Below are 23,292 nucleotides of genomic sequence, written 5' to 3'. Positions count from 1 at the left end.
GGATACCGGCGACGACCGGATCCGCGGCTGCGCCGGGCTCGGAGGATGCATCCCCCGGCACTCGAATCGCGTTGCGAGCGCCTAGTCTCACGCCGGCCCGGCAGCGCCCTGACGCCCTGTCGAACGGCTGTGCCATGTTCCAGCGTAGACACGCGTTCGATCAGGCCGCATGTGGACGCTCGCCCACTTCGCCCGCGGCGGATCACGAAAGGCGCCGGACGAAGCGGTGCTGCCTGCGGGACCCACGCGCTCGACGCCCGACTGCGGCCCGGGCCGCGGGCAGTGGGCGGTCAGTGTGCGACGAGCTGCTGGCCGCCGTCGATGTCGTACGTGGCGCCAGTGAGGGCGCCGTTGACCATGATGTGCAGTGCGAGGGCGGCGACATCCGCCGGTCCGACCACTCGGCCAATGGGCAGCGTCTTCCTCAACTCCTCGCGTCGTGCCTCCAGTTGGTCACCGAGGAGGGAGGCCGACAGCGGTGTGTCCACGAACCCGGCCGCGATGAGGTTGACCCGGACAGGGGCGACCTCCAGTGCCAGGTTGGCGGTCAGCGCCGGCAGCGCCGCGGTGAGGGCGCCCATCACGGCCATCCCGGCCGCGGGCCGCCGGCCGCCGGTGCCGCCGATGAACAGCAGCGTTCCCCCGGCCCTGACCTTCTCCCGGCTCGCCCGCGCCACCGCCAGCATCATCGCGATACGCCCGCCGAAGTCATGCCCGGCCTCGGCCAGGTCGAGTTCGGCGATGGGGGTGTACGACGGGCTGCCCGCCGTGACCATCACATGGTCGACCTGCCCGGGCAGGTCTCCGAGAAAGCGCTCCAGGCGGTCGGTGTCCTGGGCGTCGAACGCGGCCGTGCTCAGCGGGTTCACTTCGTCCGCCGCCCGCTTCAGGCGTTCGGCGTCGCGCGCCACGAGCACCAGCTCGCCGTCGGCCGCACGCACCTGTCGTGCGGTCTCCAGACCGATGCCCGCGCTGCCTCCCACCACCACGACCGTCTGCCCGGCCAGGCCTCCGCGGGCTCCACCGGCTCCTCCATCGGTCCCATTCACAGGGGGTCACCACCCTCAGAACACGGTTTCCGTACGTCCCTCCGCTCGCTCCGTATGATCGCCTCCACTTCTTCCGGGCGCTCGTTCCCCTGTTGTGCTCCCGCCCCGGCGCTCGCCCCTCCACACCAACGGCGGCCCCGCGCCTCGCGGTCGAGAGGTTCGTGCCGCGCTCCTGCGCGCCGGGGATGCGCAGGATCCGTAGGCGAGCCGCCGAGGCGGGCCGGCCCAGCGCCCGGCCGACCAAACCCGGATGCCGGGGATTTGGCATTACGGGGAGCCCTTGCCGGCCCCGACGTTCACGTTGTCGACGAACTCATCTGTTGTGAGGATGGCGTGGGCGTACAGGGGCGCGTTGAGCTCGAATGTCGCTGTCATCTCCTCCCAGCTGAAGGAGGCGATGGCGTCGCGGATGAGGGTCACGTGGTAGCCCAGCTCCTGACCGAAGCGTGCGGTGGTGTCCACACAGGTGTTGGCCCGCATACCGATCAGCAGGATCTTCCGGATGTGGTGCTGCTTGAGCATGAAGTCAAGGTCTGTGTTCGCGAAGCCGCTCGAGGCCCAGTGCTGGCGCATGACGAGCTCGTCCTCGCGGGGGTGGAAGTCGGGGTGCCACTCGGCCCCCCAGCTGCCCTCCGCAAAGGTCTGCTGGGTCACGATGCGCTGTTGGGTCGGGGACAGGTGGTCCCACGTGATGTAGTCGTTCGGCGTCGTCTGGTGGTGGGGCACGATGAAGACGCGAAAGCCCCGGCTGCGGGCCGTGGCGAGCATGGTGCGCATGTGGTCGAGCAGGCCGACGCCTTCCGCCACTTCCTTTGCTCGGGGCCAGAGCTTGCCGCCTTCGGAAAGGAAGTCGTTGTATGGGTCGACGATCAGAAGAGCGGTTTGGTCCGGAGGGTACGGCGCTTCAGAAGTCATGAACACTTCCCACCTGGTCAGCGAACGGATCGATCGCTGCTGGGATGCAAGACGGAGTGGACGGCCAGGACAGGCCCCAGGTCCTCTGGCGCAGACGGCCAACTCGGACTTCAGTCTGTCACTCGTCGGGTCGAACAGCATCCGCGCCGGATGGTACCCGGCAAGGTGAGCTGGACCGATCGTTGGGCGGAAAGCCGTTCCCGCGTAATCGTCCAGCGGTGCGCTTCGTCCGGTCCGGATGCCCGCCCGCTCCTGCCCGTGACTCGTCCGTGGCCCGGAGCCGATGGAGGTCGTGGCCTGCCGGAACGGGCCCGGATGCGGTGCTGCGCGGGGACGCGTAGCGTGGACCGCGTTGGGCGGTCACTGCCTACGGTGGTCCAGGCTGGTAGGACGCCGGCCCACTGATCGTGTGTCCTGCGCAAGTGGTCGTCGCACGCGGTTGTCGATACGCGTGCGGTTGCCCATGGGGCAGATATCGGGGCGCGCCGGAAACCGGGAGTGCCATGACATCGCAGCCGAAGCCAGGCGCAGTACGAGCCGTTTCCCAAACGGCGTTCACCCTGCGCGTCAATGGCGAGGAGTATCCCCTGCGCACGGATGCGCGCGTCACCCTGCTCGACGCCCTCCGCGACCGGCTGGGTCTGACCGGAACGAAAAAGGGCTGCGACCAGGGCACCTGCGGGGCCTGCACGGTCCACGTGGACGGCAAACGCATCCTCTCGTGTCTGACACTCGCCGCCCAGTGCGACGGGCAAGAGGTGACGACCATCGAGGGCATCGGCGATGAGAGCAACCTGCACCCCGTGCAGGAGTCGTTCCTGAAGCACGACGGTTTCCAGTGCGGCTATTGCACGCCGGGACAGATCATGTCGGCACTGGCCCTGATGTCCGAGGGCAGAGCCGGCACGCCCGAGGAGATCCGCGAGTACATGAGCGGGAACATCTGTCGCTGCGGCGCCTACCAGAACATCGTCGCCGCCATTCAGGAAGCCGCTGGTCATCACGATGCAGCCCTTTGATTACGTGCGGGTCCGCGAGGTTTCCGCGGCACTGGCGGAGGCAGAGGCGGACAGCAGTGCCGACTACCTCGCCGGAGGCACTACGCAGCTCGACCTGATGAAGGACGGCGTGCTGCGGCCTCGTCGGCTGATCGACATCACCCGGTTGCCGCTGCACGGCATCGAGGAGCGGCAGGACACGCTGTTCGTCGGAGCCCTGGTCACCATGGAAGAACTCGCCGTCGACCCCGTGGTCGGCCGGCGGCTGCCGTTCGTGCGGGAGGCGTTGCTGCGCAGCGCCTCGGTCCAGCTCCGCAACATGGCGACGATCGGCGGCAATCTGCTGCAGCGCACGCGCTGCCGGTATTTCCGGGATCCGACCGTGCGCGCCTGTAACAAGCGCGGGCGCGGCACGGGATGCGCCGCCATGACCGGCTCCCATCGCAGTCATGCGGTGCTGGGTACCAGCGAGCACTGCATCGCGACCCATGCCTCGGATGTCGCGGTCGCGTTGATCGCCCTGGACTCGGTCGTCCACATCACCGGTGCCCAGGGAGACCGCGATGTTCCACTGACCGGCTTCTACCGGACCCCGGGGGACACACCGGACATCGAGAACGACCTGCGCCCCGGAGAGCTCATCACCGCCGTAGAGGTGCCGCTGTTGCCGCATGGGGCCCGGTCGGACTACCTGAAGGTACGCGACCGGATGAGCTACGAGTTCGCGCTTGCCTCTGCGGCGACTGCCGTGGTGCTCGGCGACGACGACGTCATCCGCTGGGTTCGGGTGGGCCTCGGCGGTGTGGCCACCGTGCCGTGGCGCGCCGTGGAGGCGGAGGCGGTACTGACCGGGAGCCGAGCCGGCATCGAGGTGTTCACGAACGCCGCCCGCGCCGCGCTTGCCGGAGCCGAGCCGCATCCGCAGAACGCCTTCAAAGTGGAACTGGCCCAGCGCACACTCGTGCGCTCGCTGCAGACCGTCACGGGGGTCAGCGCATGACGACGACCTCACGTTCCCGGCTGCTCGGGACCGGCATCAACCGCGTCGACGGGCCGCTGAAGGTGGCCGGCAGAGCGCCGTACCCCAGCGACTTCGCGTACCCGGGTATGGCTCACGCGGTGCTGGTGCGCAGTACCGTCGGCTCCGGGCGGATCACGGAGATCGACACCACGGACGCCGAGCACGCCCCCGGGGTGGTGCGCGTGCTCACCCACCTCAACGCCGGGCCGGTGCAGAGGGGGCCCACGACACCCCTGGGCGTCTCCCCGCCCGCGCCTTTGCAGGACGACGTGATCCTTCACTACGGCCAGATCGTCGCGGTGGTCGTGGCGGAGACCTTCGAGGAGGCCACCGAGGCGGCGAACCTGGTCCACGTCGGCTACTCGACGGCTCCGGCTCTCCTCGAACTGGACGATCCACGCGCCGCGCGGCGCACGAACCCGTGGGGGCGGGACGCCGAGTGGGGCGACGCGGCCGGTGCGCTGACCGATGCCGAGGTCGTGCTGGACGAGACCTACCTCACCGTCGACAACACCAACAACCCCATGGGGCCCCTCACCACGGTCGCCCGTTGGGAGGGCGACACCCTCCTGGTCAACAATTCGACGCAATGGGCCTCCTTGGAAGCCACATCCCTGGCAACGGCCTTCGGCATTCCCGAAGAGTCCGTCCACGTCATGGCCCCCTACGTCGGCGGTGGCTTCGGAGCCGGCCTCCGAGTGTGGCAACACGTCGTCCTGACAGCCCTGGCGGCCCTCGTGACCCGCCGCCCCGTCAAACTCGTCCTCACCAGGCCGCAGATGTTCACCGCGTGTGGCCACCGGCCCAAGGGACGGCAGAGGGTGCGGATCGGCGCGACCCGTGACGGCAGACTCACGGCCATCCACCACGAGGCGCTCACGGCAACCGCCATCGACGACGACAATTTCGAGCCCACCGCCACCGTGTCCGCCACTTCCTATGCCTGCCCGAACGTCTCCACCCGGGACGTCCAGGCCCGCCTGAACCTCCCGGTCCCGAACTCGATGCGGGGCCCGGGAGCGGCGACCGGCAACTACGCCCTGGAATGCGCGATGGACGAGCTGGCGTACAAGCTCGCCCTGGACCCGCTGGAGCTGCGCCTGCGCAACGACGCCGCCGTCCACCCCCCGTCAGGGCTGCCCTGGTCCAGCCGCGCGCACAAGGAATGCCTGGAGCGCGGTGCCGAGCTCTTCGGGTGGTCGCGGCGCACACCCGAACCGCGCTCGATGCGCCAGGGCAACATGCTCGTCGGCTACGGTCTGGCGGCCGTCGGCTATCCGTGGTTCCGTGCCCGCTGCCGGGCACGCGCCACGATCCGCCACGACGGCACGGCCTACGTCTGCAGTGCGGGAACGGAAATCGGCAATGGCGCGTACACCGTCTTCGTGCAGCTGTCGGCGGAGCTGCTGGGGCTGGACCCCGGGCAGATCACCTTCGGGCTCGGAGAATCGACCATGCCGTTGGCTCCGCAGACGGGCGGGTCCGGGCTCACAGGCGCGGTCGGCAGCGCGGTTCACGAAGCCTGCCGACGGCTCGTCAGCGACTTCCTGGTTCTCGTCGGGGACGACAGCGACTCCCCGCTGCGAGGATGCACGATCGACGACGTGGAGGTCGGCGATGGCGGTATCCGACGGCGCGACGACCTGTCCCGGTCCGAGTCGTATCGGGACATCCTGGCCCGTCACCGCCTGCCGGAGCTGACTGCCGACGGCGAGAGCGTTCCCTTGACGCCGCAGGAACTGGGCATGGTGCCGGCCGGCGCCTTCGGGGCTAAATACGTCGAGGTACACGTCGACGCGGACCTGGGCCGCATCCGAGTCGCCCGGGCCCTCTCCGTCATCGACGGCGGTCGCATCCTCAACGAGAAGACCGCGCGCAGTCAGATCATCGGCGGGGCGGTCGGCGGTATCGGGATGGCTCTTTTCGAGGAGACGGTCAGTGACACCGGCTCCGGACGCATCGCCAACGCCACCCTCGGCGACTACATCGTTCCCGTCAACGCCGACATCCCCGACATGCAGGTCGAATTCGTCGGCTCGTGGGACCGCGCCAACCCGATCGGCACCAAGGGCATCGGAGAGATCGGCCTGGTCGGCCTCGCGCCCGCCATCGCCAACGCGGTCTTCCATGCCACGGGCCGCCGTATTCGCTCCCTGCCCATCACCATGGACCAACTGCTGTGAACCGATGCGCAGGCGCGCTCCCATGACCCCCGCCGAACTTCGTTCCGCCCTCGTCGGGACCTGGCGCCTGGTGTCCTACGAGGCCACGGCCGTGGACGACGGGGAGGTGGTGCGCCCGTACGGGGAACACCCCGTGGGCATCATCATGTACTCCGCCGACGGGTACATGTCCGCCCAGATCGCCAAGCCGGGCCGGCCGTCGTTCGATGGAGAAAGACAGGAGTACGGACGCCAGGAGGAACTGGCCGACGCGGCCCGCAACTACCTGGCCTACACCGGCCGCTTCCGCGTTCCGGACGGCGGCACTGTCGTGCACGAGGTCATTTTGAGCCTTTTCCCGAACTGGATGGGAGGCGCGCAGCTCAGGGTGGCGCACCTGGATGCGAGCACGTTGCAGCTGGCCCTTGCGGCGCCTGTGAGCATCCACGGCAAACAGCGCACCGGGGTCCTGACTTGGGAGCGGGCACAAGCGCACTGACCTGATCCAGTTGCTGTGATCCCTGGCCTTCGGCGGCTGTGCCGCGACGGCCAGGACCAGGCCGTTCTTCCCGCCGTCCCAGCCGGACGTGGAGCGCGGGATGTTCGCCGCCGCCCGCAGTGACTGCGAGTCGACGATGGCGGCCGTCGGGTCCACCGTCCGGCCCTCCTTCTGGCGCACCTTGTCGCGCAACCGGTCGTGGAGCTCGGCGAGCAAGCCTGTCACCTGCCAGCGGCGGGCGAACGCGTGCACCCGCCGGTACGGCGGGAAGTCACAGGGCAGGTTCGCCCTTACGCCGTTGTCGACGACGTAGCGGACTGCGTCAAGCATCACGCGGTGGCAATAGCCCTCCGGCCGCCCGCCCCGCCCCTGAAACCATGCGGGTACTGGCAGCAGGGGCCGGATGACCTGCCACTCCGCCTCTGTCAGGTCGGAGCCGTAACACCGCACGCGGTCCGGCCCGACCACCGAGAGAACACCCGAACAGGAACCGTGTTCGACTGATCAAGCCTGCCGAGCGGTAAGCGGAAGGCTTCTGAGACATTCAGCAGGGACCGATGACGTCGGTTCGGGAGGCTCGGCGTTCGTCGAGGGCGACGACGGTTCCGTGTCCGTTGAGTTCTTCGCGGAGGGCCGCGTTGTCGTGGTGCAGGGCGGCGATGACGGTGGCGGAGGCGTCGAGTCGGCCTTGTAGCTGGGTCCGCTCGCGCTTGGTTGCCTTCAACTTAGAGCGTAGTTCCCTGAGTTCGTCATCGCGGCGGGCTTCGCCGGGGGTGCGGGCGTCGGTGGCAGCGGTACGTCGGTCCCATTCGGCGAGGATGTTGTGTGCCCGGTTCATGGTGGCCCGGCTGACGTCGGCTTCTCGGTAGAGGTTCTCCTTGGTCAGACGCCCGTCGGTGCGGGAGGGACGGCCTGCGAGAAGTCGTTCCATCGCCGCTCGCAGGGCCTTCGCAGTCTCGGCCGAGACGTGGTCCGTCTCTTGGCTGACTGGTGCGGTCACTTCTGAGCCCTTCGGATCACTGAACGGACGTCGTCGAGCTGGCGGTTGAGCTGATCGCGGCGACAGAGGGCGATCTTGGGTGTATCCAGCAAGGTCAGGAGACTGGTCTCCTCGCTCTTCCAGATCTTCAGGTGCTCGGGGGTGATGACGCTGTTGGGGCAGCGGCCGGGCTGGCAGCGGTCGATCAGCGGGCCTGTGTGACCGGCGGGAATGACCGCTTCTTCGATGCATTTCGCGCCGTCGGGGTGGTTGTGGTCGAAGGTGCAGTGGTTGAGCTTGCCGAAGCGGAGCGCGATCCGGGTCTTGTGCAGCAGGTCGTATTCGGTCCGCTTGTCGCCGGTCTTCGCGGTGCGGGTGGTCTCCATGGCGGTCTTCTTGACCGTGTCGAAGGTGTTGGTGAGTCTGTCGGCGCCGGGGCCGTAGCCGATCGTCTGGCCTGCGTGGTGCTGGTCGTAGAGGTCACGCAGTCGCATGAAGCGGGCGTCCTCGATCGCGGTGTCCAGGAGCCGGGCCCAGTTCGAGTCGGAGGCGGCATAGCCCTGGGTGGACCGGTTGGCAAGGGCTCTGGTGGCTGCGTGCTTGAGTTGCAGTCCGAGCGCGATCTCGGCTCCGGGTTCGGTGCCGACCAGTATGGACATCGTTTTGCGGAACATGTGCGGGGCGATCCGGTCCGCCGGGATGTCGTCGAGGCCGGTGCGGTCGGTGTGCTCGTTGACGTGCTCGATGAACTTTTCGATCAGTTTGCGGCTGATGCTGTGCTCGTAGCGGTTGGCCTGGGTTGTGCTGCTGGGGAGGCCGGGGTCGGCAAAGACGAGTTCGGGGTGGGCGGACAGTTCTTCGGCGACGAGGATCGCGCGGGCGACCGGCTCGATGATCCACCAGTGCTCCATGGGCCGGCCGGGGTCCTGCTTGCGTTTGCGGGAGACGAGGGCCGGGGCTCCGTAGAACTCGGCGACGACGCTGCCGCGGACGACCTCGCGGATTACTGGCGGGAGGGGGTTATTCCGACCGTGCACTATTCCCCGATATCGCTCGCCCCGACTGATGACACTGAGTATGTGACGCCCGGGGCTCTGGGCTCTGGGCTCTACCAGGGGTGGACGGATCCCAGGGGACGAATCAACGAGGAGGCATCCTGCGGCGGCCGCCTTCCCCAGAGCAGTTGCCGCCGGGTGGCCCGGCGGCAGGCTCGGCCGGGTCACCCCGCTGTCAGCGAGTGTCGGTACGTTTTTCGAGGCGGGTGCCGTGGCGAAGGGTGATCGACATCAGGTCGCTGGGGGCGTCCAGCTCCAGGCGGTGCCAGCGGCCACGGGGGACGATCACGGCGGTGCCTGGCTGCAACTGCACCATGTCCTCGGTGTCGTCGGGCCTGGCGGGACGGAAGTAGAGGCGGACACCGCCGGTCAGGCAGCACACCGCCTCCTCGGCATGCGGGTGCATCTCCCAGTGGTCGGCGTGTACGTCGGCGTCGGTCTCCACGTGGAATGTCGCGAGCTGCCAGGCGCCGGAGTCGCTGTTCGTCATCTGCCGTTCGGCGGCTTGGACATCGCCGTCGGAGTGGATGTGCAGCGCCGAGGCGAACAGGTCGATGGGTGAGAGGGGCGTTGACGTCATGACGGCGTTCCTTCCAGTCGGTTCTCTGCGGTGGCGGGTTGCAGGGCGGGTGTTTCGGCCTGGCGGCGGGGCAGCACGGTGATCGCCACGACGGCCGCGATCACGAAGAGGGCGGCGGCAATGGCAAGGCCCAGGGCGTAGCCGTCGTTGATTGCGGCGGGGTCGGTTGCCGTGCCGGTGCGGTGTGCGGCGATGGTGGCCAGGGCGGCCAGGCCGATGCAGCCGCCGAGTTGGCGGGAGCTGTTCATGAGGCCGGAGGCCATGCCGGCCTCATGGCGGGCGACGCCGGTGGTTGCGGCGGCGACGATCGGGGCGATGACTAGTCCGACGCCGGTGCCGGTGATGATGCAGGGGCCGAGCACGTCGGTGAGGAATCCGCCGTCGGGGCTGATGAAGGCGAACCAGGCCAGGCCCACAGCGGCCAGCAGGGCGCCAGGCACCAGGGACGCACGGGGGGTGCGTGCCGCGGTGATGCGGGTCGCGACGAGGGTGCCCGCGACCAGACTTACAGCGAAGGGCAGGAACGCGGCACCGGTCGCCGCGGCACCCATGCCCAGAACCTGCTGCATGTACAGGGACACGAAGTAGAACGCCGCGAACTGCCCGGCCGTGGAGAAGAAGACCAGCACGTTGGCGCCGGCGACCCAGCGGCTGCGCAGCAGGCCCAGGCGCAACAGCGGTGCGGAACCCCGGGATTCGGTGACGACGAAGGCGGCCAGGAGCATGGCTGCGGCGACGAGCATCATCCATGTGGCCGGGGAGTCCCACCCTTGGGCGTCGGTGCGCACGACACCGGTCACCAGCAGTCCGACTCCACCGGTGGCCAGGACGGCACCGAGCACATCCAGCCTCTCGCGCCGGGCGGGGCGTGCTTCGGCGGGCACGCCTGCGCGGACCAGCGCGAGAGCCACCGCGACGATGGGCAGATTGATCAGCATCACCCAGCGCCAGCCCGCGTACTGGGTCAGCAGCCCACCCGCCAGCACGCCCAGCGCTCCGCCTGCGGCGTTCACCCCGCTCCACACCCCGAGCGCGCGCACGCGCTGCGGGCCCTCGGGGAAGGTGGTGGTGAGCATCGCCAGCGTGGCCGGCGTGGCCGCGGCGGCTCCCAGGCCCTGGCCGGCGCGGGCGGCGATCAGTTGCCAGGGTGTCTGGGCGAGCCCGCCCGCCAGTGAGCACAGCCCGAAGACGGCCAAGCCGAGCACGAACAGCCGTCGTCGGCCGTAGAGGTCGCATGCGCGGCCTCCCAACAGCAGAAAGCCGCCGAGCGTGAGCGCGTAGACGTGCACGACCCACGACAGGTCGAGCGGTGCGAACCCCAGCGCGGTGTGGATCGCGGGCAGGGCGACGTTGACCACGGATAAGTCCAGGGCGACGGCGAACTGGGCGACGGCCACGGCTGCCAGCACCATTCCGGGTCGCCCTCGCGAGTTTTTATACATGTAAGGAAAATAGCGCCAGGGGATCGACGTTGTCGACACCTGGGGGATGATGAGGGCATGCCGCAACCGCCCGCACCGCGCAAAACCCTCGGCCGGCCTCCCCGCATCTCCCGCGAGGAGGTCGTCACAACGGCCCGTCGGATCGTGGACACGGAAGGCGTGGACCGGCTGACCATGCGGCGGCTGGCCACGGAGATCGGCAGTACGCCGATGGCGCTCTACCACCACGTCCGCAACAAGGAAGAACTGCTCGTCCTGCTGCTGGACGACTACGCCACGCGGACGCTGCACCGACCCGACCTGCCTGCTCAGCCCCGCGAGCGGATCGTCGTCGCCGCTGCCACGATCCACGAGGCGCTCGCCGCCTGCCCGTGGATCGTGGAGGTGCTGACAGCCGACGACCTGATGGCCACATCCGCTCTGTGGTTTGTCGAGCAGATCGTTGACGGCCTGGTCGAATGCGGCCTGTCCCCCGAGCGGGCAGTACACGGCTACCGCGCGATCTGGTACTACACCGCCGGAGAAATCGTGGTCCGCGTGACAGCGGCCCGGCGGCGCACAGACGATGACCGTCCCACCTACCGGGAGCAAGTCTTCGCCGATCTCGACCCGGGCGAGCTACCCCGTTTGGTACAGGTCGCGGACCACTGGGCACCGCTGACCGCCGAGGACACCTACCTGGACGGGCTCCGAGCCCTGGTAGACGGCCTCCTGGCTCCCCGTTGACGTGCTCATTCAGTTCATATTCTCAGCGCCGATCCGGTGCCAATGCCTCCACCTCAGATCCCCACGAAGCCGATCTCATGATCGCTGCGATCTGCTGCTGGTGACCTCCTCGGCGCGGGCGGCGAGGTACTCGGCCCAGTCACGTCTTGCGTAGGCGACCCAGCGGAGCGCGGTGTGGCGGTGCATCCCGGTCACGTCGGCGAGGATCGGGCTGGGAAGATCAGCAGCGAGGGCGGCCAGTGCCCCGTTGCGCGCTGTGCGAACCAGGATGCCGTGCCGGTTGAGTTTCTGGGTCATGCCGTGCGTCGAGATCGGCTTGCCCGGGACCATGCCAGGGAAGAGCCATCGAGGGCCCGGGTGGGCTCGCGAGAGCTGCGGCCGCAGTTGGGGCTGTTCGGCAAGTTGCCGAAGGAGCTCGGCGAGCCGTGGAGGCAGCAGGACGGGGTGGCGGCCCAGGACCAGGTGGGCGTGCTTGTCACCGAACTTGAGGTGTTCAGGCGTCAGGTGGCAAAGACGTTCGGTGGACAGGCCGAACAGCAGGGTGATCGCGCCGCCGGCCCGGACGTCCGTCGGCAGGGCATCGTCGGTCAGGCAGCGTTGGAGGAGCCGCCAGCGAGCCTCGTCGTCGAGTAGGTTCTGGGGCTCCTGGCTCGGGATGGAGGGCACGGTCAGTTCGCAGGTGAGCCGACGGCTCGTGGTCCATTTCAGGAAGTAGCGGATCAGGTAGCGCCGCTGGCTGGTGGCCCCGGCGATCCAGTCGTCGACATGCTCCTGGGCGAGGTCGGCGAGGTCGGCGAGGTCGGCGAGGGCCAGGCCGCGTTGGTCCATCCAGGCCAGGAAGTCGAGGGCGATGCTGACGCGGCGCCGCAGGTCGCGGTCGGCGGAGGCGGGATGGCGGCGTATGGCGGCCCGCTGGCGTGCTCGCCGAAGCAGGAACCAGTGCAGGAACGGGCGGGCGAGGCTGGCGTGCGCGGCCGGCTTGTCCGCGAGTTCGTGCTCCAGCCAGCCCGGGATGCGTTCGATGTCCTCGTTGCGTTCCTCCAACACGCCAGTGTGGACGAGGAGTTGGCGGATGTATCGCTGGTTCCGGCTGGGCGGGAGTTCATCCAGCAGCTCGTGGCTGAGCTCGTGCCCTTCGGACGCCAGCCGGGCGAGGAGCTTGGTGTTCGGGCTCTCCTTGAGCCACTGGATAGCAGGGAATGGTGAGAGAGCGTCCGCCAGTGCGGCCGCGAGCGGTTCCAGCTGTGGGGTGATCGTGCCGTCGGGCCCGGCCAGCAGGGCGTTGACCCGCTCGGCGAGGACGCAGTGAGCGCATCGGCCGCGGCTGTGAGGATTGCCTGCCCGGCCGCACTGCTTGCAGGTGTAGTCAGCGGCGAATCCGACACATGGTCCGCAGATCTCGGCGCCGTCGTCATCCCGCGCGATCAGCGGCTGGACCATGCCGCAGCGCGGGCACTCGGCCGGTGAGCGGAGCACGGCGGTGTAGCACGTCATGCAGACCGGCCCGATCGGCCAACGGGTGTTGACCGGCTTGGTTCGGCCGCAGCGGGCGCACGGCTCGCCGCTGCGATGACGCTGATAGCAGGTGGCGCAGACCGGCTGGCCCTGTTCGTCGCGGCTGGCGCAGGGGCGGACCCTGCTGCAGATCGAACAGGTCACGTCGGGGCCCTGGTAGCAGCCGTCGCAGAGGTCCGGCTGCCCGTCTCGCGCGTTGCGGGCGATGCGCTTGAGCTGTCCGCACCTGCCGCAGAGCCTTCGTGGCCGGCGATGGCGGTTGTAGCAGAGGTGGCAGAGTGCGCCGTCGTCGTCAACGAGGGCGGCGGCTGCGGTCTTTCCACAGCTCACGCAGGTGCGCATGGGGCGTTTCCAGCACTTGATGCACAGCCCTCGGCCGTCGTCCCGTCGTACCACCGGGTGTCGGAACTGCCCGCATTCGGCGCACTCCTCGAATGTGGCTGGGTCCGCGCGGTAGCAGCGATGGCAGATCGGTCCCTCGGGGCGTCGGGCGACGACGCGCTGGCCGTCGCGCTGGCATCGTGCGCAGGTTTCGCGTTGGCGGCTTCGGGCGTCGCATGTCCCGCAGAGCCGCCCTTCGGGGCGGAGTTGCCGCAGGTCGGACCGGATCTTTCCGCAGTGTGCGCATCCGGGGCGAACGACCGGGTGTCCGGCTTCGTGCAGCACCTGGGCGAGCCGCAGCAGAACCGGTGGGCAGGGGGAGCTGCCCGAGGTCAGGGCGTCCGGGTGTGCGGCCATGTGATCGGCGAGTTCTTCCAGGAACCGAGCGGCGCCGCGGACAGGGATCGGCACTGCCGCTTCCAACGCCGCGTTCGCGTCGGCGGTACTGATGGCCGGCAGGACCTTGGTGACCTGGCCGACAGCGGCGTTCGTAGCAGCTTCCATCCGCGCAGCCTGCGCGGCAAGACGGGCGACGATCGACGGGGCGGTCGGAGAAGGGGCGGTCACAAGCCCTCCGGCCGCCGGATCGAGGTCCGGCGCACGGCCGGCAGCGGGCCGGGCGTCTCGCCGCCGGCGGTCTTGCGTACCTCTTCGTTGACGACCTGAACCTCGATGAGGTCGTTGGGCCGGCAGCCGAGGATGTCGCACAGAGCCGCGAGAGTGTCCATCGACAGCCGCTGCGGCGGCTGCGTGACCAGGCGGAAGACCTGCTCGCGCGAGAGGTTGACACCCCGTTCGGCCAGCAGCGGCACCAGGTCGGTGGTCTGGAACATCTCCTTGTCGGCCATGAGCTTGCGCAGGTTCCAGCGGTAGCCCATCTTCTTGATCACTTCGGGTCCTCCCAAATGCCGGGGAATCGCTGGCCCAACTTCTTGTGCAGCAGCCGGTTGCGGTACTCGTCCGAGACGCCGGTATAGAGGGCCGTCGTGCTGGCATAGCCGTGACCGGCCTGGTCCTGGATGAACCTTTCCGGGTAATCAAATTCGGTCAAATGTGTGATACAGGAATGCCTCAGGCAGTGCAATTCGAGTTCTTCGGGCAGGTCAGCGGCCTGCTTGGCGGCTTCGAAGGCTTCGTTCGCCGATCGGCGTGACAGTCGCCCGGCGCGTTCGGTGACCCAGATCGCCGGGTGCTTGCCCACGTTGAACCGGGGCCGGACCTCGGTCAGGTAGTGGTCGAGGTCGTCGACGATCCAGTCCATCTCCGGGACGGTGAAGATGGTGCGGCGCTTGGGCGGGCTGCCCTTGGAGGACTTGCCCCAGCGTACGAACACCGCCCCGTGGCGCTTGTATTGCGGAGCCTTCGGGTTGCGCCGCAGGTCGGCGAGGTCGAGGCCGACGTTCTCCCGACGCTGCATGCCATAGGCGTAGTAGGTCTTGATCAGGGCGGAGTCGCGCATCGCGGTCAATACGCCCTTGCGGCCGCGCTTCCGGATCTCCTCGACCCGCCCGTCGGCAGCGTCGAACAGGTCCTGGATCGTAGGTCAGCGGCCGACGGCGCGGGTCGCCCTCGTACTCACTGACATGGGTGACGGTGTTCCACTCGTGCAGGATCTGGACCGGCACCTCACCGAAGCGCTCCTGGCAGACGGACATCCAGCCGTAGCGCGGGTCGGTGATGTACTCGCAAAACAGCCGCAGGTGGTTCTGGTAGTTCCGGCCGCTCGACACCGTGAACGTCGGCGTCTTCGTGCGCAGGTGGTCGATGAACGCCTCGACCTCCGCCGACTGCCACTGCCACGGGTACTGGTTGGAGAACTCGGCGAACCGGCCAGTGACAGCCGCGGCTTGATGGTTCCGTCCCACTTCAGAAAGCGGGCCCGCTGCTGCTTGGTCCACCCCTCCAGCATGGCCTCGAACACAGCCGGCTCGGGGTCCAGGTAGGAGATCCCGTCCACGAGCATCAGGTGTGCCGCACCCGCCAAATCGGCAGCTTTCGCCACTCCAACCTCCGTTGCGTTAGGTGCAACATTGTTGGGATAGCCTCGGTGGAGCGCAAGAGCCACTGGTAGATCGCTCGCACGGTGCGAGAGGATGGCGGAGCAGGCGCCCGTCACCTGCTGATTCGCGCTTATTCGAACCCTGCGGAGTGCTGCATCAGATGCAACTCCGCCCCGTTTTCGCTGTCGCGCGACGAAGATGTAGCAGGCGGCCCGCAGGGCCCGGCATTCGTGCCCGAGGGCCCAGGGGTCGATGCCCGGGTGCCAAGGTCCCCGGCTGCCGTCACGGCGGTCCACCTCCGCGATGCTGTCGATGAGGCTGCCGGGGCGGCCTCGGCCCGCGGCGACGGCTTCCAGGACGATCGACCGTGCGGCAGCGACCCGCCTGCTCATCGTGGCCTTCCTGGTGGAGAACGAGCTGCCTGGGCCGCGGCCCATCAGCTCGGCCAGCAGGCTCCGGTTCGGTTCGCCGGCCGGACCGGACCCGCCGTGGTGGAGAGGGACAGTGCGGTCGGCAGCGGCCAGCCATCTGGACACCTGCTCGGGCAGCAGTTCCGGCGGGCCGATCGGTCGCGGCGTGAGCCGCAGGTGGGTGTCGCGGGCCTTGATGATGTCCGCGGAGAAGGTGTCGATGTAGGTCCAGGCGGCTCTGATCAGCGGGAACCGGACCTCGGGTGGGATGTTCGGGGTGGAGACTTCGTCGGTTCTGGGGTTCTTGGCGACGGTGCGGGCTGAGCGTCCCGGCCAGGATCGGCTGCCAGACCGCCGCCGGTCAGCGCCGGGGAGATTTCGTGCAGCAGGCGGACGGCGCCGACGTAGTTGCGGACCATCGCCGCCGACCGGATCTCGGCCTTCTCTGCGATGTAGCGGTGCATGTCGCTGCTGGTCCAGTGGGCGGGATGCAGACTCAGGCCCGCTTCGCGGGCCCAGTCGATGAGGGTCCGCAGCTCGGAGAGCAGTCCGGTCACCGTGCCCGGCTGGTAAGGCTCGCGGTCCAGGCAGACCCCGGCTTCGATCAGGGCCGGGTGCTGCGGATTGAGGACGGCCATGCTGATCTCGCGGGCCCGCAGGTTCCACTGTTTGGGGAAGCTGTCGAACACGGCGAGCCAGCCGGACGGGGTGACGTTCGCGGGCCGTCGCTGAGCCTCGAAGGGCCAGCGGTCCGTGCGGCCGAAGCAGGGAACCTCGACGCCGGGCAGCAGTGGTCTGCCTTGCAGGACCGGTTCGTCCTGGCGGAACACCTCCGACAGGCCCAGCGGGGCGGTGAGGAACCCGTGTACTTCTTCCGAGGCAGGGATGCGTACGGCCTCGTGTCCGAAGCCCGCAGGTGAGGTCATGAGTCGAACTCCGAGAACGAGGAGAGGGGAAGTTGCAGCCGCAGGCCCTGGTCGGTGATCTGCCGACGGGCCCGCTCCAGATCGGCGGGCAGGACGTCGGCCAGCACCGCCCGCAGGTTCGTGCGGCTCTGTCCCCAGCTCCGGTGGAAGACCCGCGGGTCGAGCCGAGCCGCCAGGTCTTCCAAGTGCTCCGCGAACAGCAGGAGTTGGGGAAGGTTGGAGGGCAGGATGAACGCGTTGCGGCATTCCAGGCAGCGCAACGGGGCGACCGCGCAGAGCTCGCCGGCCGGGCTGTAGGGCGACTGGTAGGGGTCGCGGCAGCTGCTGACGCCCATGTCGAGCTCGCCCTTAACGATGTCTTCAGCCCTCTTCGCGTCCAGGCCGAGACCGTCGAGGATCTCCGGCTCGCCGAGCTGGCCGGCGGTCTGTTCGTCCAGCACCACCGGCCCGGCCAGGGCCCGCTCCAGCCAGTCCTGTTGCGCGCGGGTGATGGTGTGCCCGGCCATCGTCCGCAGCGTGGTGCCGTGCGCGTAGTGGCCCCAGAAGACCTGCTCGGTGTGGTCGTCGGCGGCGTCGCTGACCAGGCCGCGGAACGCGATGGTCTTCTCGACCTTGGTCGACTTCCGCAGGCGGCGGATGTCCATCTTCCCGGCGACCACCACCCCGGTCCGCTCCACCCATTCGTCCAGGCCGCCGCCCCGGCCGACCGGCTCGAAGGGGCGGAAGGACAACTCTCCGCGCCGGTGGGTGCTCTGCGTGGTCGGGATGACGTTGGCGCGGATGAACAGGTAGGGCTTCTTGACGGTGCTGCGGCGCCGGGCCCCGGCCGTGACCTCGATTAAGGTTCGCAGGATCTCGCTGGTCCTGCACCCGGACCGGTCCGGGTGCATGACCCGGGTCTCGTCGCCCATCTCCTTGAACTCGCGGTAGCGGATCTTGTGAGCGCGTCGTTTCACCAGCCGAAGCCGTACTCCGCCGGGAACGAACTCCACGTCGTCCTCGGTCAGGTAGGCGACTTCCTCCGGGGCATGGCCGGTCGCGGCGACCAGCAGCACGCGGAACGACTGCAAGTCGACGTTGCGCGGATAGAGCAGCGAGGCGAGCGCGATGGTCAGCAGGTAGCGGCCCTTGTGCGGGTTGAACCGCACTCCCGCTACCTCGAAGATCTCCTTCAGCTCGGGCGGCCAGACGGTGTGCCTCGGCAGGGCCTCCCAGATGTCGAGCGGTTCGATCAGACCGTTGGCCATGCCGAAGGCCAGGTTCGCCGGGTCGGTCCAGCCTGCCGTGCGCGGGTCGGCGCCCGCCGCCACCAACTCCCGGCCCCTCGCGAGCCGTTCCTTGAGCCCGCGGATGTCCTTTCAGGCGGCCCGGACCAGCTGGCGCTTCTCCACCCGGGTGAACTCCTCCAGCTCCCGCGTCCCGCCGCGGTTGACGGGGACGGCGATCGTCAGCACCCGCTGGACTGCCGGCGCCAGCGCCCGCTCCGGGTGCTGACCGCGGAAGCGGATCAGCGACAGGACGTCGGCGGCCAGGAAGTAGGGCCTGGTCGAGCCCTCCTCGAACTGGCCGGGCAGGGCCCTGATCCACTCCCGGATGTAGAAGCTGACGTCCGGCTCGTCCAGCGCCAACGAACAGGCCGACGCCTGTTCACCGGCCTGGCGGTCCACGAACGAGCACAGCTCCAGCAGTCCGCGCCGGTAGGTGAACACCCCGGTCGGGTGCGGCCTCTTCAGCTCGACGTAGTCGGCGAGTTCGGCCGCGAGTTCGTCCGCCAGCCGGCGGCAGGCGAACCCGGTCGTGTCCACCCGCACCGTGGCCTTCCGCCCGATCGCGGTCGACGTCTTCAGCTCCCAGAGCCCGCCCAGCCGCAGGGGGCGTTCGTCCTGGGCGGGTTCGGTGAAGTCCCGCGTGCGTTCACCCCTGCGCGGCATCCCGCTCCACCTCCAGGAGCCGGATGGCGATCTCCGCGTAGGAGGCGCCATCGCTGTCCGCCCAGGCGCTAAATGCCTGGTCAACGTAGGTCATCGGGTCCTCCAGATAGGCCAGGTACTCGTAGGTGGTGCGTGGACTGGCGTGGCCCAAGGCGTGCTGGACGACCAGCAGCGGGTTCATCGAGATGTGCTCGGCCAAGGTCACCAGCGGACGCCGGTCGGCTCGCCTCAGCTCGGCCCCGATGAGCATCTCGGTGAGGTGCTTGAGCAGCCGTAGGGCGTAGGTGTGGCGAAGATCGTGAAAGCGCCAGGGCTTGCGCGGCAGCACCGGCGCCGGACCCCGCTCGGCGAAGTCGGACATCCTCTCCCAGGCATGACGCCGGATCCGGTCCCAGGACGAGGCGCCCAGCATCAGTCCGCCCTGGCCGAGGAAGACGGCCATCGCCTCCAGCCCTCCGGGACACTCGCGGACCGTGATCCGCCGCAGTCCGGCGGGCATCTGCGTCATGGCGAACACCCTGCGCCTCCCGCCCAGCACCCCCGAAAGCCGGCCTCGGGCCTCGTCAACGGAGTCGACGACGAACAGCTCGCGGTGACGGCGGGCGAGCCGGGCCGCCGCCCGCTCGACGATCTCCGCCCGCTCCAGCAGCTCGTAGGTGTCGACCAGGTCGAGGGGCGCGGGCGGGACATACATCTCCCGGCGCCGCCTGTACTTCGCGCACGCCTGCAACGTGAACCCCGCCGCCCCTCCGGGCCGGCGGGCCAACTCCGGCAGCAGCACCGTCGACCACTCCCGCTTGCGCATCCCCGTCATCAGCGCAAGCTCGGCCGCCGCCCGGTTGCGGTGCGGGAACCCGCCCCGGAAGCCGCCGTCGACGTCGCCGCCCGGACGCTGTCCGCCCAGCCCGACATCGCGGAAGAACAGGTACTGCTCCAGCGTGAGGTGCCGCACCTGCATGCCGTGCGCCATCCCCGAGCCGTATGCCTTCGGCATCCGCAGCGGCCCGTGCCGCCGGTGCCCGGCCTCGGTCATCCAGGCGAACAGCCCGTTGACCGTCGCCGCCTCCCGGTCCCACGTCACCGGACCGATCGGGACCGCCTGGACATCGAGCCGCTGCCGACGGTAGGCGAGCAGGTCGACCTCGCCCGCCGCGAGCAGATCGGTTCCCCGCGACGCGAGGTACTCCGCCAGCCGCAGCACGACGTACGCGTACGAACGCATCGTCTCCGGGTCCCGCCCCAGATAGGCGAGATACCGGAACCACGAGCACAACGGCTCCACCGGCCGCATGTCTGGCCCCAGCACGACCGGGGTGCCGTCCGGGATCACCCGGCGGTCCAGCAGAGCCACCGCCGTATCACCCGGGAGCCCATCGCCGTACCGGTCGACCAGGGGCCGCTTCACAAAGAACAGGTCCAACTTCGCTCCCCTGAGATATCACCCAGAACAGAGAAGAACAGGACAGAACGGAATTATCTAGAGGTAGTTGATCAAACCACTCATTGCAGTGAGACAGGCCAGACCTATGCGGAGAAGACCTGTCGGAGCGTGACCTTCAACGGCGCGTACCCCACCACGATCTGCCTCGCCGGTCCACCACGACCGGCCACCGCACCCGCTCACGCGCCATGCGGTACCCCTTTGCGCCGGGCACGGCCCGTAGGCCGTGTCGGATCAGGCATTCGCCGCCGAGGCGACCGCCGCGCGGAACTCCTGCGTCATGAGGGTGACCGAGCCGCGCTGGACAGGAGCCTCGCCCGGCTCGCCCCACACCTTGGCAAGCGCGGCACTCATGCGTTCCTCCATCGCCGCGTCGATCACGGCCCGGAATTCCTCGGGGACGTCCCGGGTGTCCTGGACGGCGACCGTCGCGCCGAAGCGGGTGCCGATCCACCCGATCGTGGTGACCTTCCAGCCGAGCTGACGGGCCGCCTTGCGCATTGTGGCCCTGATGAGCTCCACCCCGCCGAGGCCGACGGCCTCTTCGTCCTCCAGATTCACCTGGTACGAGCCGCCGTAGCCGCCGGCGCCCTCGGGACAGGCGCGGCGCAGCAACGGGACGAGGGCCTCGGCCATGACGTTGCAGCGAGGGTCCTTCGCATAAGAAGCCATCAGCGCATCGTAGGGCTGAGCAGACATTGCGGGCTGGCGTTCCATGGGGCCGCTCACTCGAAGAGGGCCATTCCATCCGGGGGCGTACGCCGCGCTGGGGGTCCCCGTTTCGAGGTGTGGCACCCCGTCTGCTACCACCCTGCTACCATGAGGGTGTGACTTCCGCGAAGAAGCAGACGCAGGTCCGGCTGGAAGAAGAAGTGCTCGTGGCCGGCAAGGCCGCCGCGGCCGCCCGCCGGCTGGACTTCAACAAGTACGTGGAGCGGCTCATCATCGAGGACACCACCGGTGCCCGCGCCGCCGGTATGGCTGCGGCCCAGCGGCTCATCGACGAGCACGGCACGTTCCTCGACGATCTGGAGCGGCAGCTCGACGCTCCGTACGCCGAGCCGCAGCCGGGCGCCGCCGCGTGATCCTGCACGTAGACGAATCCTGGATCCTCGAAGTGGCGGAACGGGCCGGCCATCGCGACCCGGCCGCCGACGACTACGGCGTCCCCATCGCCGCCGTCGCCCGCCATCGCGGCGAACTCCTCGACACACCCGTCTACGACGGCACCTACTCCCGCGCCGCTGCCCTGGTGCATACCCTGGGCCGATGCCGCTGGCTGGAGCGCTCCAACCTCACCGTCGCCTGCGCCGCCGCCGTCATGTATCTCGAGGCCAGCAACATCCCCGTCAACCCCACCCGCGAACAGCTCACCGCACTCGCCCACGAGCTGAACAACCCGCGCTGCACCGCCGACCGGATTGCCTCCTTCCTGCGCACCTGGAAACCCTGACCGCGAACCACAGGCCGTCGCTACTCAGTTCGCTGACCACAAGCTCACGGGCGACCGCTTCTTCGACACCTACGCCGAGGCCGCGCGAACCAGCGCGTGACAGTCACAACCCACCCGCAAGCCGACGATCACCTGGTACGTTCGCTGGAGACTTGAAGGGGCACCCGCCGTCCAACGGCCGCTGCCCCTCTCTTCTGCCCGAACGCATGCTCGCGGGCCGGGCAGGCCGGGAGACCAGGATCCCGTTCGGTCCGTTCCTTCTCGCCCGGGTGCTCCTGGGTTCCTACGCCCAGTGAATCCGGGCCTGCGGACTCGAGGAGGATGCCGCTCTGCGGTGTCTGTGCTGATGGCGCACGAGGCGAGGGTCCGCCTGGCTAGCCTGGTTTCGTGGCTCCCGTCGCGGGCGCCTGCACGGCGAGAGGAAGTCGATGACCGACCAGGCAACCCGGTCCCAGCCCAAGGCGGATCCCAGCACACTGAGGCTGGAGTTCCGGCATGTCCACCGGCTTATCGACCCCGCCGCGGAGGGCGTCCAGACCTGGCAGATCTCCCTCCTTGCGGACGAGGAGACGGTGGGCAGTATGCGCGCTACACGCGGCCTGTACTGGAAGGCCCACAACCTTCGCCAGCGCATGGCCGACGAGCAGTCCTTCGCCGCTGTGGTGGCGGAGCAACTCCTCGATGCCGCCGGTCAATTCCGCCCGGAGTTCGAAGAGTTCGTCGACCTCCCGGGCAGCGTCCTCGTGATCGACGACCTCCACATCGCCGCGCCCTGGGACGATCCCCAGGTCGTCGCCGCCCTGACATCCAGCGTCATTGACCGACTGGCGGACAACGCGTTCGCCGTGCTCCTCCCTCGTGTCTCCGGTGACACAGAGGAGGCGCTCCTCACAGAGGCGGGCGTACTGCTGAGCGCCGAGGCGTTCTCCGACGAGTTGCTGATCATCGACACGTCGCTCGCCGCCCCCGAGGAGTCCGCGCACCGGGTGCGCGAGCACCTGCGCTCCCGCGCCCGCTACGGCGGAGCCGACCCCTGGAGCGACGACTGGGACGAGGAAGACGAAGAAGGGGACGAGGTACTCACCGCGCGCACCCGCGAGGTTCTGCGCCTGGCCCTTCAAGAACTGTCGGACCAGGCATGGCAGGAAGTGTCCACGCTGGGTGACCAGTCGCTCCAGCGGGGCGCCGACGGGCTCTTCGGCTCCTTGCCACGGGTGACCTGGCACCAAGACCGTCTCTGGCGGCGGCAGATGGCCCGCGCCTTCGACGATCTGGCCGCCGATTGCGCGTCCACCGACGGAGTCGAACCGCGCAGCACCAGTGAGGAGATGGCACTCCACCTTGGTATCGCCCGCGCCCAGGACCTGACGCGCAACCGGCCGCGGCTCGTGTCCGACGCCGTGGCGGCGGAGTGCATCTACCGGCACGGGAAAATCTCCTCTGGAGGGAAGAGCTGAGCTGGGAGAAGGCGCACGCAGCCGAAAGCAGCCGTGCCAGCGACGTGTGGTTGGAACCGGTGGCCGCGCAGCGGCGTCCTTGCGTACCAGCGAAGTTCATCCGATGCTGCTGAGGGCAGGCGTTCGTTGGCTGCTGGGAGGGACAAGTGGGTATGTCGCGAAGCGGGAAGATCACGGTCATAGTGGTCGCGGTCGTGCTGACGGCATCAACGCCGTTCTTCTGGCTGCTGCGCAATCCGGATACCGGGCAGTTGGTTGCCGCGTCAGTCCAGGGCGCCACTGGTATTGCCGCCCTGGTTTGGGCATTGATGCAGTCCCCAACCTCCAACCCACAACCCGGCTTTGTGGTGGC

The 23,292-nt window shown here is 68.8% G+C and carries 22 protein-coding genes and 2 pseudogenes; 9 read left to right on the top strand and 15 right to left on the bottom strand.

The features are described from left to right. Nucleotides 1-290: 290 nt before the first annotated feature. Nucleotides 291-1,049 carry an SDR family oxidoreductase gene (locus AB0D57_RS16325; RefSeq protein WP_362072227.1) on the bottom strand — a complete coding sequence of 253 codons (759 nt, stop codon included), beginning with the start codon at nucleotides 1,047-1,049 and terminating at the stop codon, nucleotides 291-293. 267 nt (nucleotides 1,050-1,316) lie between these two features. Continuing rightward, on the bottom strand, nucleotides 1,317-1,964 hold the full coding sequence (locus AB0D57_RS16320; protein WP_362072225.1) for an isochorismatase family cysteine hydrolase: 648 nt from the start codon (nucleotides 1,962-1,964) through the stop codon (nucleotides 1,317-1,319). Between the two features lie 503 nt (nucleotides 1,965-2,467). Here AB0D57_RS16320 and AB0D57_RS16315 point away from each other — a divergent pair. From AB0D57_RS16315 to AB0D57_RS16300, 4 genes are read left to right on the top strand one after another with little or no spacing between them, the layout of a single operon-like run. Continuing rightward, nucleotides 2,468-2,983, top strand: coding sequence for a (2Fe-2S)-binding protein (locus AB0D57_RS16315; protein ID WP_362072223.1), 516 nt, complete (start codon nucleotides 2,468-2,470; stop codon nucleotides 2,981-2,983). Continuing rightward, complete coding sequence (locus AB0D57_RS16310) at nucleotides 2,970-3,962, top strand: xanthine dehydrogenase family protein subunit M (RefSeq protein ID WP_362072221.1); 993 nt, start codon at nucleotides 2,970-2,972, stop codon at nucleotides 3,960-3,962. Before AB0D57_RS16315 ends, AB0D57_RS16310 begins: the two co-directional genes overlap by 14 nt. Next, nucleotides 3,959-6,166, top strand: a complete 2,208-nt coding sequence (locus AB0D57_RS16305; protein WP_362072219.1) for a xanthine dehydrogenase family protein molybdopterin-binding subunit — start codon at nucleotides 3,959-3,961, stop codon at nucleotides 6,164-6,166. The genes AB0D57_RS16310 and AB0D57_RS16305 overlap by 4 nt, the downstream gene beginning before the upstream one ends. A 22-nt stretch (nucleotides 6,167-6,188) precedes the next feature. Then, entirely contained in the window at nucleotides 6,189-6,644 is a 456-nt protein-coding gene (locus tag AB0D57_RS16300; protein ID WP_362072217.1) for a lipocalin-like domain-containing protein, read from the top strand. 258 nt (nucleotides 6,645-6,902) lie between these two features. Here the strand turns inward: AB0D57_RS16300 and AB0D57_RS16295 are convergent. The 5 genes and pseudogenes from AB0D57_RS16295 to AB0D57_RS16275 all read right to left on the bottom strand — a co-directional run. Next, nucleotides 6,903-7,094: pseudogene (locus tag AB0D57_RS16295) on the bottom strand (transposase); the annotation flags it as partial. A 94-nt stretch (nucleotides 7,095-7,188) separates the two neighbouring features. Then, nucleotides 7,189-7,644 carry a hypothetical protein gene (locus AB0D57_RS16290; RefSeq protein WP_362072215.1) on the bottom strand — a complete coding sequence of 152 codons (456 nt, stop codon included), beginning with the start codon at nucleotides 7,642-7,644 and terminating at the stop codon, nucleotides 7,189-7,191. After that, the gene (locus tag AB0D57_RS16285) at nucleotides 7,641-8,660 is read right to left on the bottom strand and encodes a hypothetical protein (protein WP_362072213.1); all 1,020 of its coding nucleotides are present in this window, start codon (nucleotides 8,658-8,660) and stop codon (nucleotides 7,641-7,643) included. Before AB0D57_RS16285 ends, AB0D57_RS16290 begins: the two co-directional genes overlap by 4 nt. 193 nt (nucleotides 8,661-8,853) lie before the next feature. Then, nucleotides 8,854-9,258: a cupin gene (locus tag AB0D57_RS16280; protein ID WP_362072211.1), complete on the bottom strand. Its 405-nt coding sequence runs from the start codon at nucleotides 9,256-9,258 to the stop codon at nucleotides 8,854-8,856. Further along, entirely contained in the window at nucleotides 9,255-10,670 is a 1,416-nt protein-coding gene (locus tag AB0D57_RS16275) for an MFS transporter (RefSeq protein WP_362072209.1), read from the bottom strand. The genes AB0D57_RS16280 and AB0D57_RS16275 overlap by 4 nt, the downstream gene beginning before the upstream one ends. 87 nt (nucleotides 10,671-10,757) lie before the next feature. Between AB0D57_RS16275 and AB0D57_RS16270 the strand changes: the two genes are divergently transcribed. Continuing rightward, entirely contained in the window at nucleotides 10,758-11,426 is a 669-nt protein-coding gene (locus AB0D57_RS16270) for a TetR/AcrR family transcriptional regulator C-terminal domain-containing protein (RefSeq protein ID WP_362072207.1), read from the top strand. Nucleotides 11,427-11,501: 75 nt separating this feature from the next. On the opposite strand, the gene AB0D57_RS16265 is transcribed toward AB0D57_RS16270, so the two are convergent. The 8 genes from AB0D57_RS16265 to AB0D57_RS16230 form a co-directional block, all read right to left on the bottom strand. Then, nucleotides 11,502-13,889: an XRE family transcriptional regulator gene (locus AB0D57_RS16265; protein WP_362072205.1), complete on the bottom strand. Its 2,388-nt coding sequence runs from the start codon at nucleotides 13,887-13,889 to the stop codon at nucleotides 11,502-11,504. After that, complete coding sequence (locus AB0D57_RS16260; RefSeq protein ID WP_083103475.1) at nucleotides 13,886-14,212, bottom strand: helix-turn-helix transcriptional regulator; 327 nt, start codon at nucleotides 14,210-14,212, stop codon at nucleotides 13,886-13,888. Before AB0D57_RS16260 ends, AB0D57_RS16265 begins: the two co-directional genes overlap by 4 nt. Next, on the bottom strand, nucleotides 14,209-14,781 hold the full coding sequence (locus AB0D57_RS16255; protein ID WP_362072202.1) for a tyrosine-type recombinase/integrase: 573 nt from the start codon (nucleotides 14,779-14,781) through the stop codon (nucleotides 14,209-14,211). Before AB0D57_RS16255 ends, AB0D57_RS16260 begins: the two co-directional genes overlap by 4 nt. 1,193 nt (nucleotides 14,782-15,974) lie before the next feature. Beyond that, on the bottom strand, nucleotides 15,975-16,658 hold the full coding sequence (locus AB0D57_RS16250; RefSeq protein ID WP_362072200.1) for a hypothetical protein: 684 nt from the start codon (nucleotides 16,656-16,658) through the stop codon (nucleotides 15,975-15,977). After that, entirely contained in the window at nucleotides 16,655-17,968 is a 1,314-nt protein-coding gene (locus tag AB0D57_RS16245) for a hypothetical protein (RefSeq protein ID WP_362072198.1), read from the bottom strand. The genes AB0D57_RS16250 and AB0D57_RS16245 overlap by 4 nt, the downstream gene beginning before the upstream one ends. Before the next feature lie 48 nt (nucleotides 17,969-18,016). Then, nucleotides 18,017-18,589, bottom strand: a complete 573-nt coding sequence (locus tag AB0D57_RS16240) for a hypothetical protein (protein ID WP_362072196.1) — start codon at nucleotides 18,587-18,589, stop codon at nucleotides 18,017-18,019. Continuing rightward, nucleotides 18,573-20,009 (bottom strand): hypothetical protein, encoded by a 1,437-nt coding sequence (locus tag AB0D57_RS16235; protein WP_362072194.1) that lies wholly within the window; start codon nucleotides 20,007-20,009, stop codon nucleotides 18,573-18,575. Before AB0D57_RS16235 ends, AB0D57_RS16240 begins: the two co-directional genes overlap by 17 nt. A 255-nt stretch (nucleotides 20,010-20,264) precedes the next feature. After that, nucleotides 20,265-20,702 carry a hypothetical protein gene (locus AB0D57_RS16230; protein WP_362072192.1) on the bottom strand — a complete coding sequence of 146 codons (438 nt, stop codon included), beginning with the start codon at nucleotides 20,700-20,702 and terminating at the stop codon, nucleotides 20,265-20,267. Nucleotides 20,703-20,857: 155 nt separating this feature from the next. Here AB0D57_RS16230 and AB0D57_RS16225 point away from each other — a divergent pair, with 155 nt between their 5' ends. From AB0D57_RS16225 to AB0D57_RS16210, 4 genes and pseudogenes are all read left to right on the top strand, one after another. Further along, entirely contained in the window at nucleotides 20,858-21,115 is a 258-nt protein-coding gene (locus AB0D57_RS16225) for a hypothetical protein (RefSeq protein ID WP_266683082.1), read from the top strand. After that, nucleotides 21,112-21,483, top strand: a complete 372-nt coding sequence (locus tag AB0D57_RS16220) for a fic family toxin-antitoxin system, toxin component (protein ID WP_266594332.1) — start codon at nucleotides 21,112-21,114, stop codon at nucleotides 21,481-21,483. Before AB0D57_RS16225 ends, AB0D57_RS16220 begins: the two co-directional genes overlap by 4 nt. Before the next feature lie 428 nt (nucleotides 21,484-21,911). After that, the gene (locus tag AB0D57_RS16215) at nucleotides 21,912-22,940 is read left to right on the top strand and encodes a hypothetical protein (protein WP_362072189.1); all 1,029 of its coding nucleotides are present in this window, start codon (nucleotides 21,912-21,914) and stop codon (nucleotides 22,938-22,940) included. Between the two features lie 152 nt (nucleotides 22,941-23,092). Beyond that, a pseudogene (locus tag AB0D57_RS16210) lies at nucleotides 23,093-23,292 on the top strand (hypothetical protein); the annotation flags it as partial.

It is taken from the genome of Streptomyces sp. NPDC048275 (genome assembly GCF_040652275.1).
GTDB lineage: Bacteria > Actinomycetota > Actinomycetes > Streptomycetales > Streptomycetaceae > Streptomyces.
The sequence above is the reverse complement of the archived record's forward strand: the minus strand, read 5'-3'. Positions and strand labels throughout refer to the sequence as shown.

What these genes read in the sequence shown, in the direction of transcription:
- AB0D57_RS16320 (WP_362072225.1), bottom strand. Translation starts at nt 1,964, where the DNA reads ATGACTTCTGAAGCGCCGTACCCTCCGGACCAAACCGCTCTTCTGATC.
- AB0D57_RS16315 (WP_362072223.1), top strand. Translation starts at nt 2,468, where the DNA reads ATGACATCGCAGCCGAAGCCAGGCGCAGTACGAGCCGTTTCCCAAACG.
- AB0D57_RS16310 (WP_362072221.1), top strand. Translation starts at nt 2,970, where the DNA reads ATGCAGCCCTTTGATTACGTGCGGGTCCGCGAGGTTTCCGCGGCACTG.
- AB0D57_RS16305 (WP_362072219.1), top strand. Translation starts at nt 3,959, where the DNA reads ATGACGACGACCTCACGTTCCCGGCTGCTCGGGACCGGCATCAACCGC.
- AB0D57_RS16300 (WP_362072217.1), top strand. Translation starts at nt 6,189, where the DNA reads ATGACCCCCGCCGAACTTCGTTCCGCCCTCGTCGGGACCTGGCGCCTG.
- AB0D57_RS16280 (WP_362072211.1), bottom strand. Translation starts at nt 9,258, where the DNA reads ATGACGTCAACGCCCCTCTCACCCATCGACCTGTTCGCCTCGGCGCTG.
- AB0D57_RS16275 (WP_362072209.1), bottom strand. Translation starts at nt 10,670, where the DNA reads ATGGTGCTGGCAGCCGTGGCCGTCGCCCAGTTCGCCGTCGCCCTGGAC.
- AB0D57_RS16270 (WP_362072207.1), top strand. Translation starts at nt 10,758, where the DNA reads ATGCCGCAACCGCCCGCACCGCGCAAAACCCTCGGCCGGCCTCCCCGC.
- AB0D57_RS16255 (WP_362072202.1), bottom strand. Translation starts at nt 14,781, where the DNA reads ATGCGCGACTCCGCCCTGATCAAGACCTACTACGCCTATGGCATGCAG.
- AB0D57_RS16250 (WP_362072200.1), bottom strand. Translation starts at nt 16,658, where the DNA reads ATGACCTCACCTGCGGGCTTCGGACACGAGGCCGTACGCATCCCTGCC.
- AB0D57_RS16240 (WP_362072196.1), bottom strand. Translation starts at nt 18,589, where the DNA reads ATGCCGCGCAGGGGTGAACGCACGCGGGACTTCACCGAACCCGCCCAG.
- AB0D57_RS16230 (WP_362072192.1), bottom strand. Translation starts at nt 20,702, where the DNA reads ATGGCTTCTTATGCGAAGGACCCTCGCTGCAACGTCATGGCCGAGGCC.
- AB0D57_RS16215 (WP_362072189.1), top strand. Translation starts at nt 21,912, where the DNA reads ATGACCGACCAGGCAACCCGGTCCCAGCCCAAGGCGGATCCCAGCACA.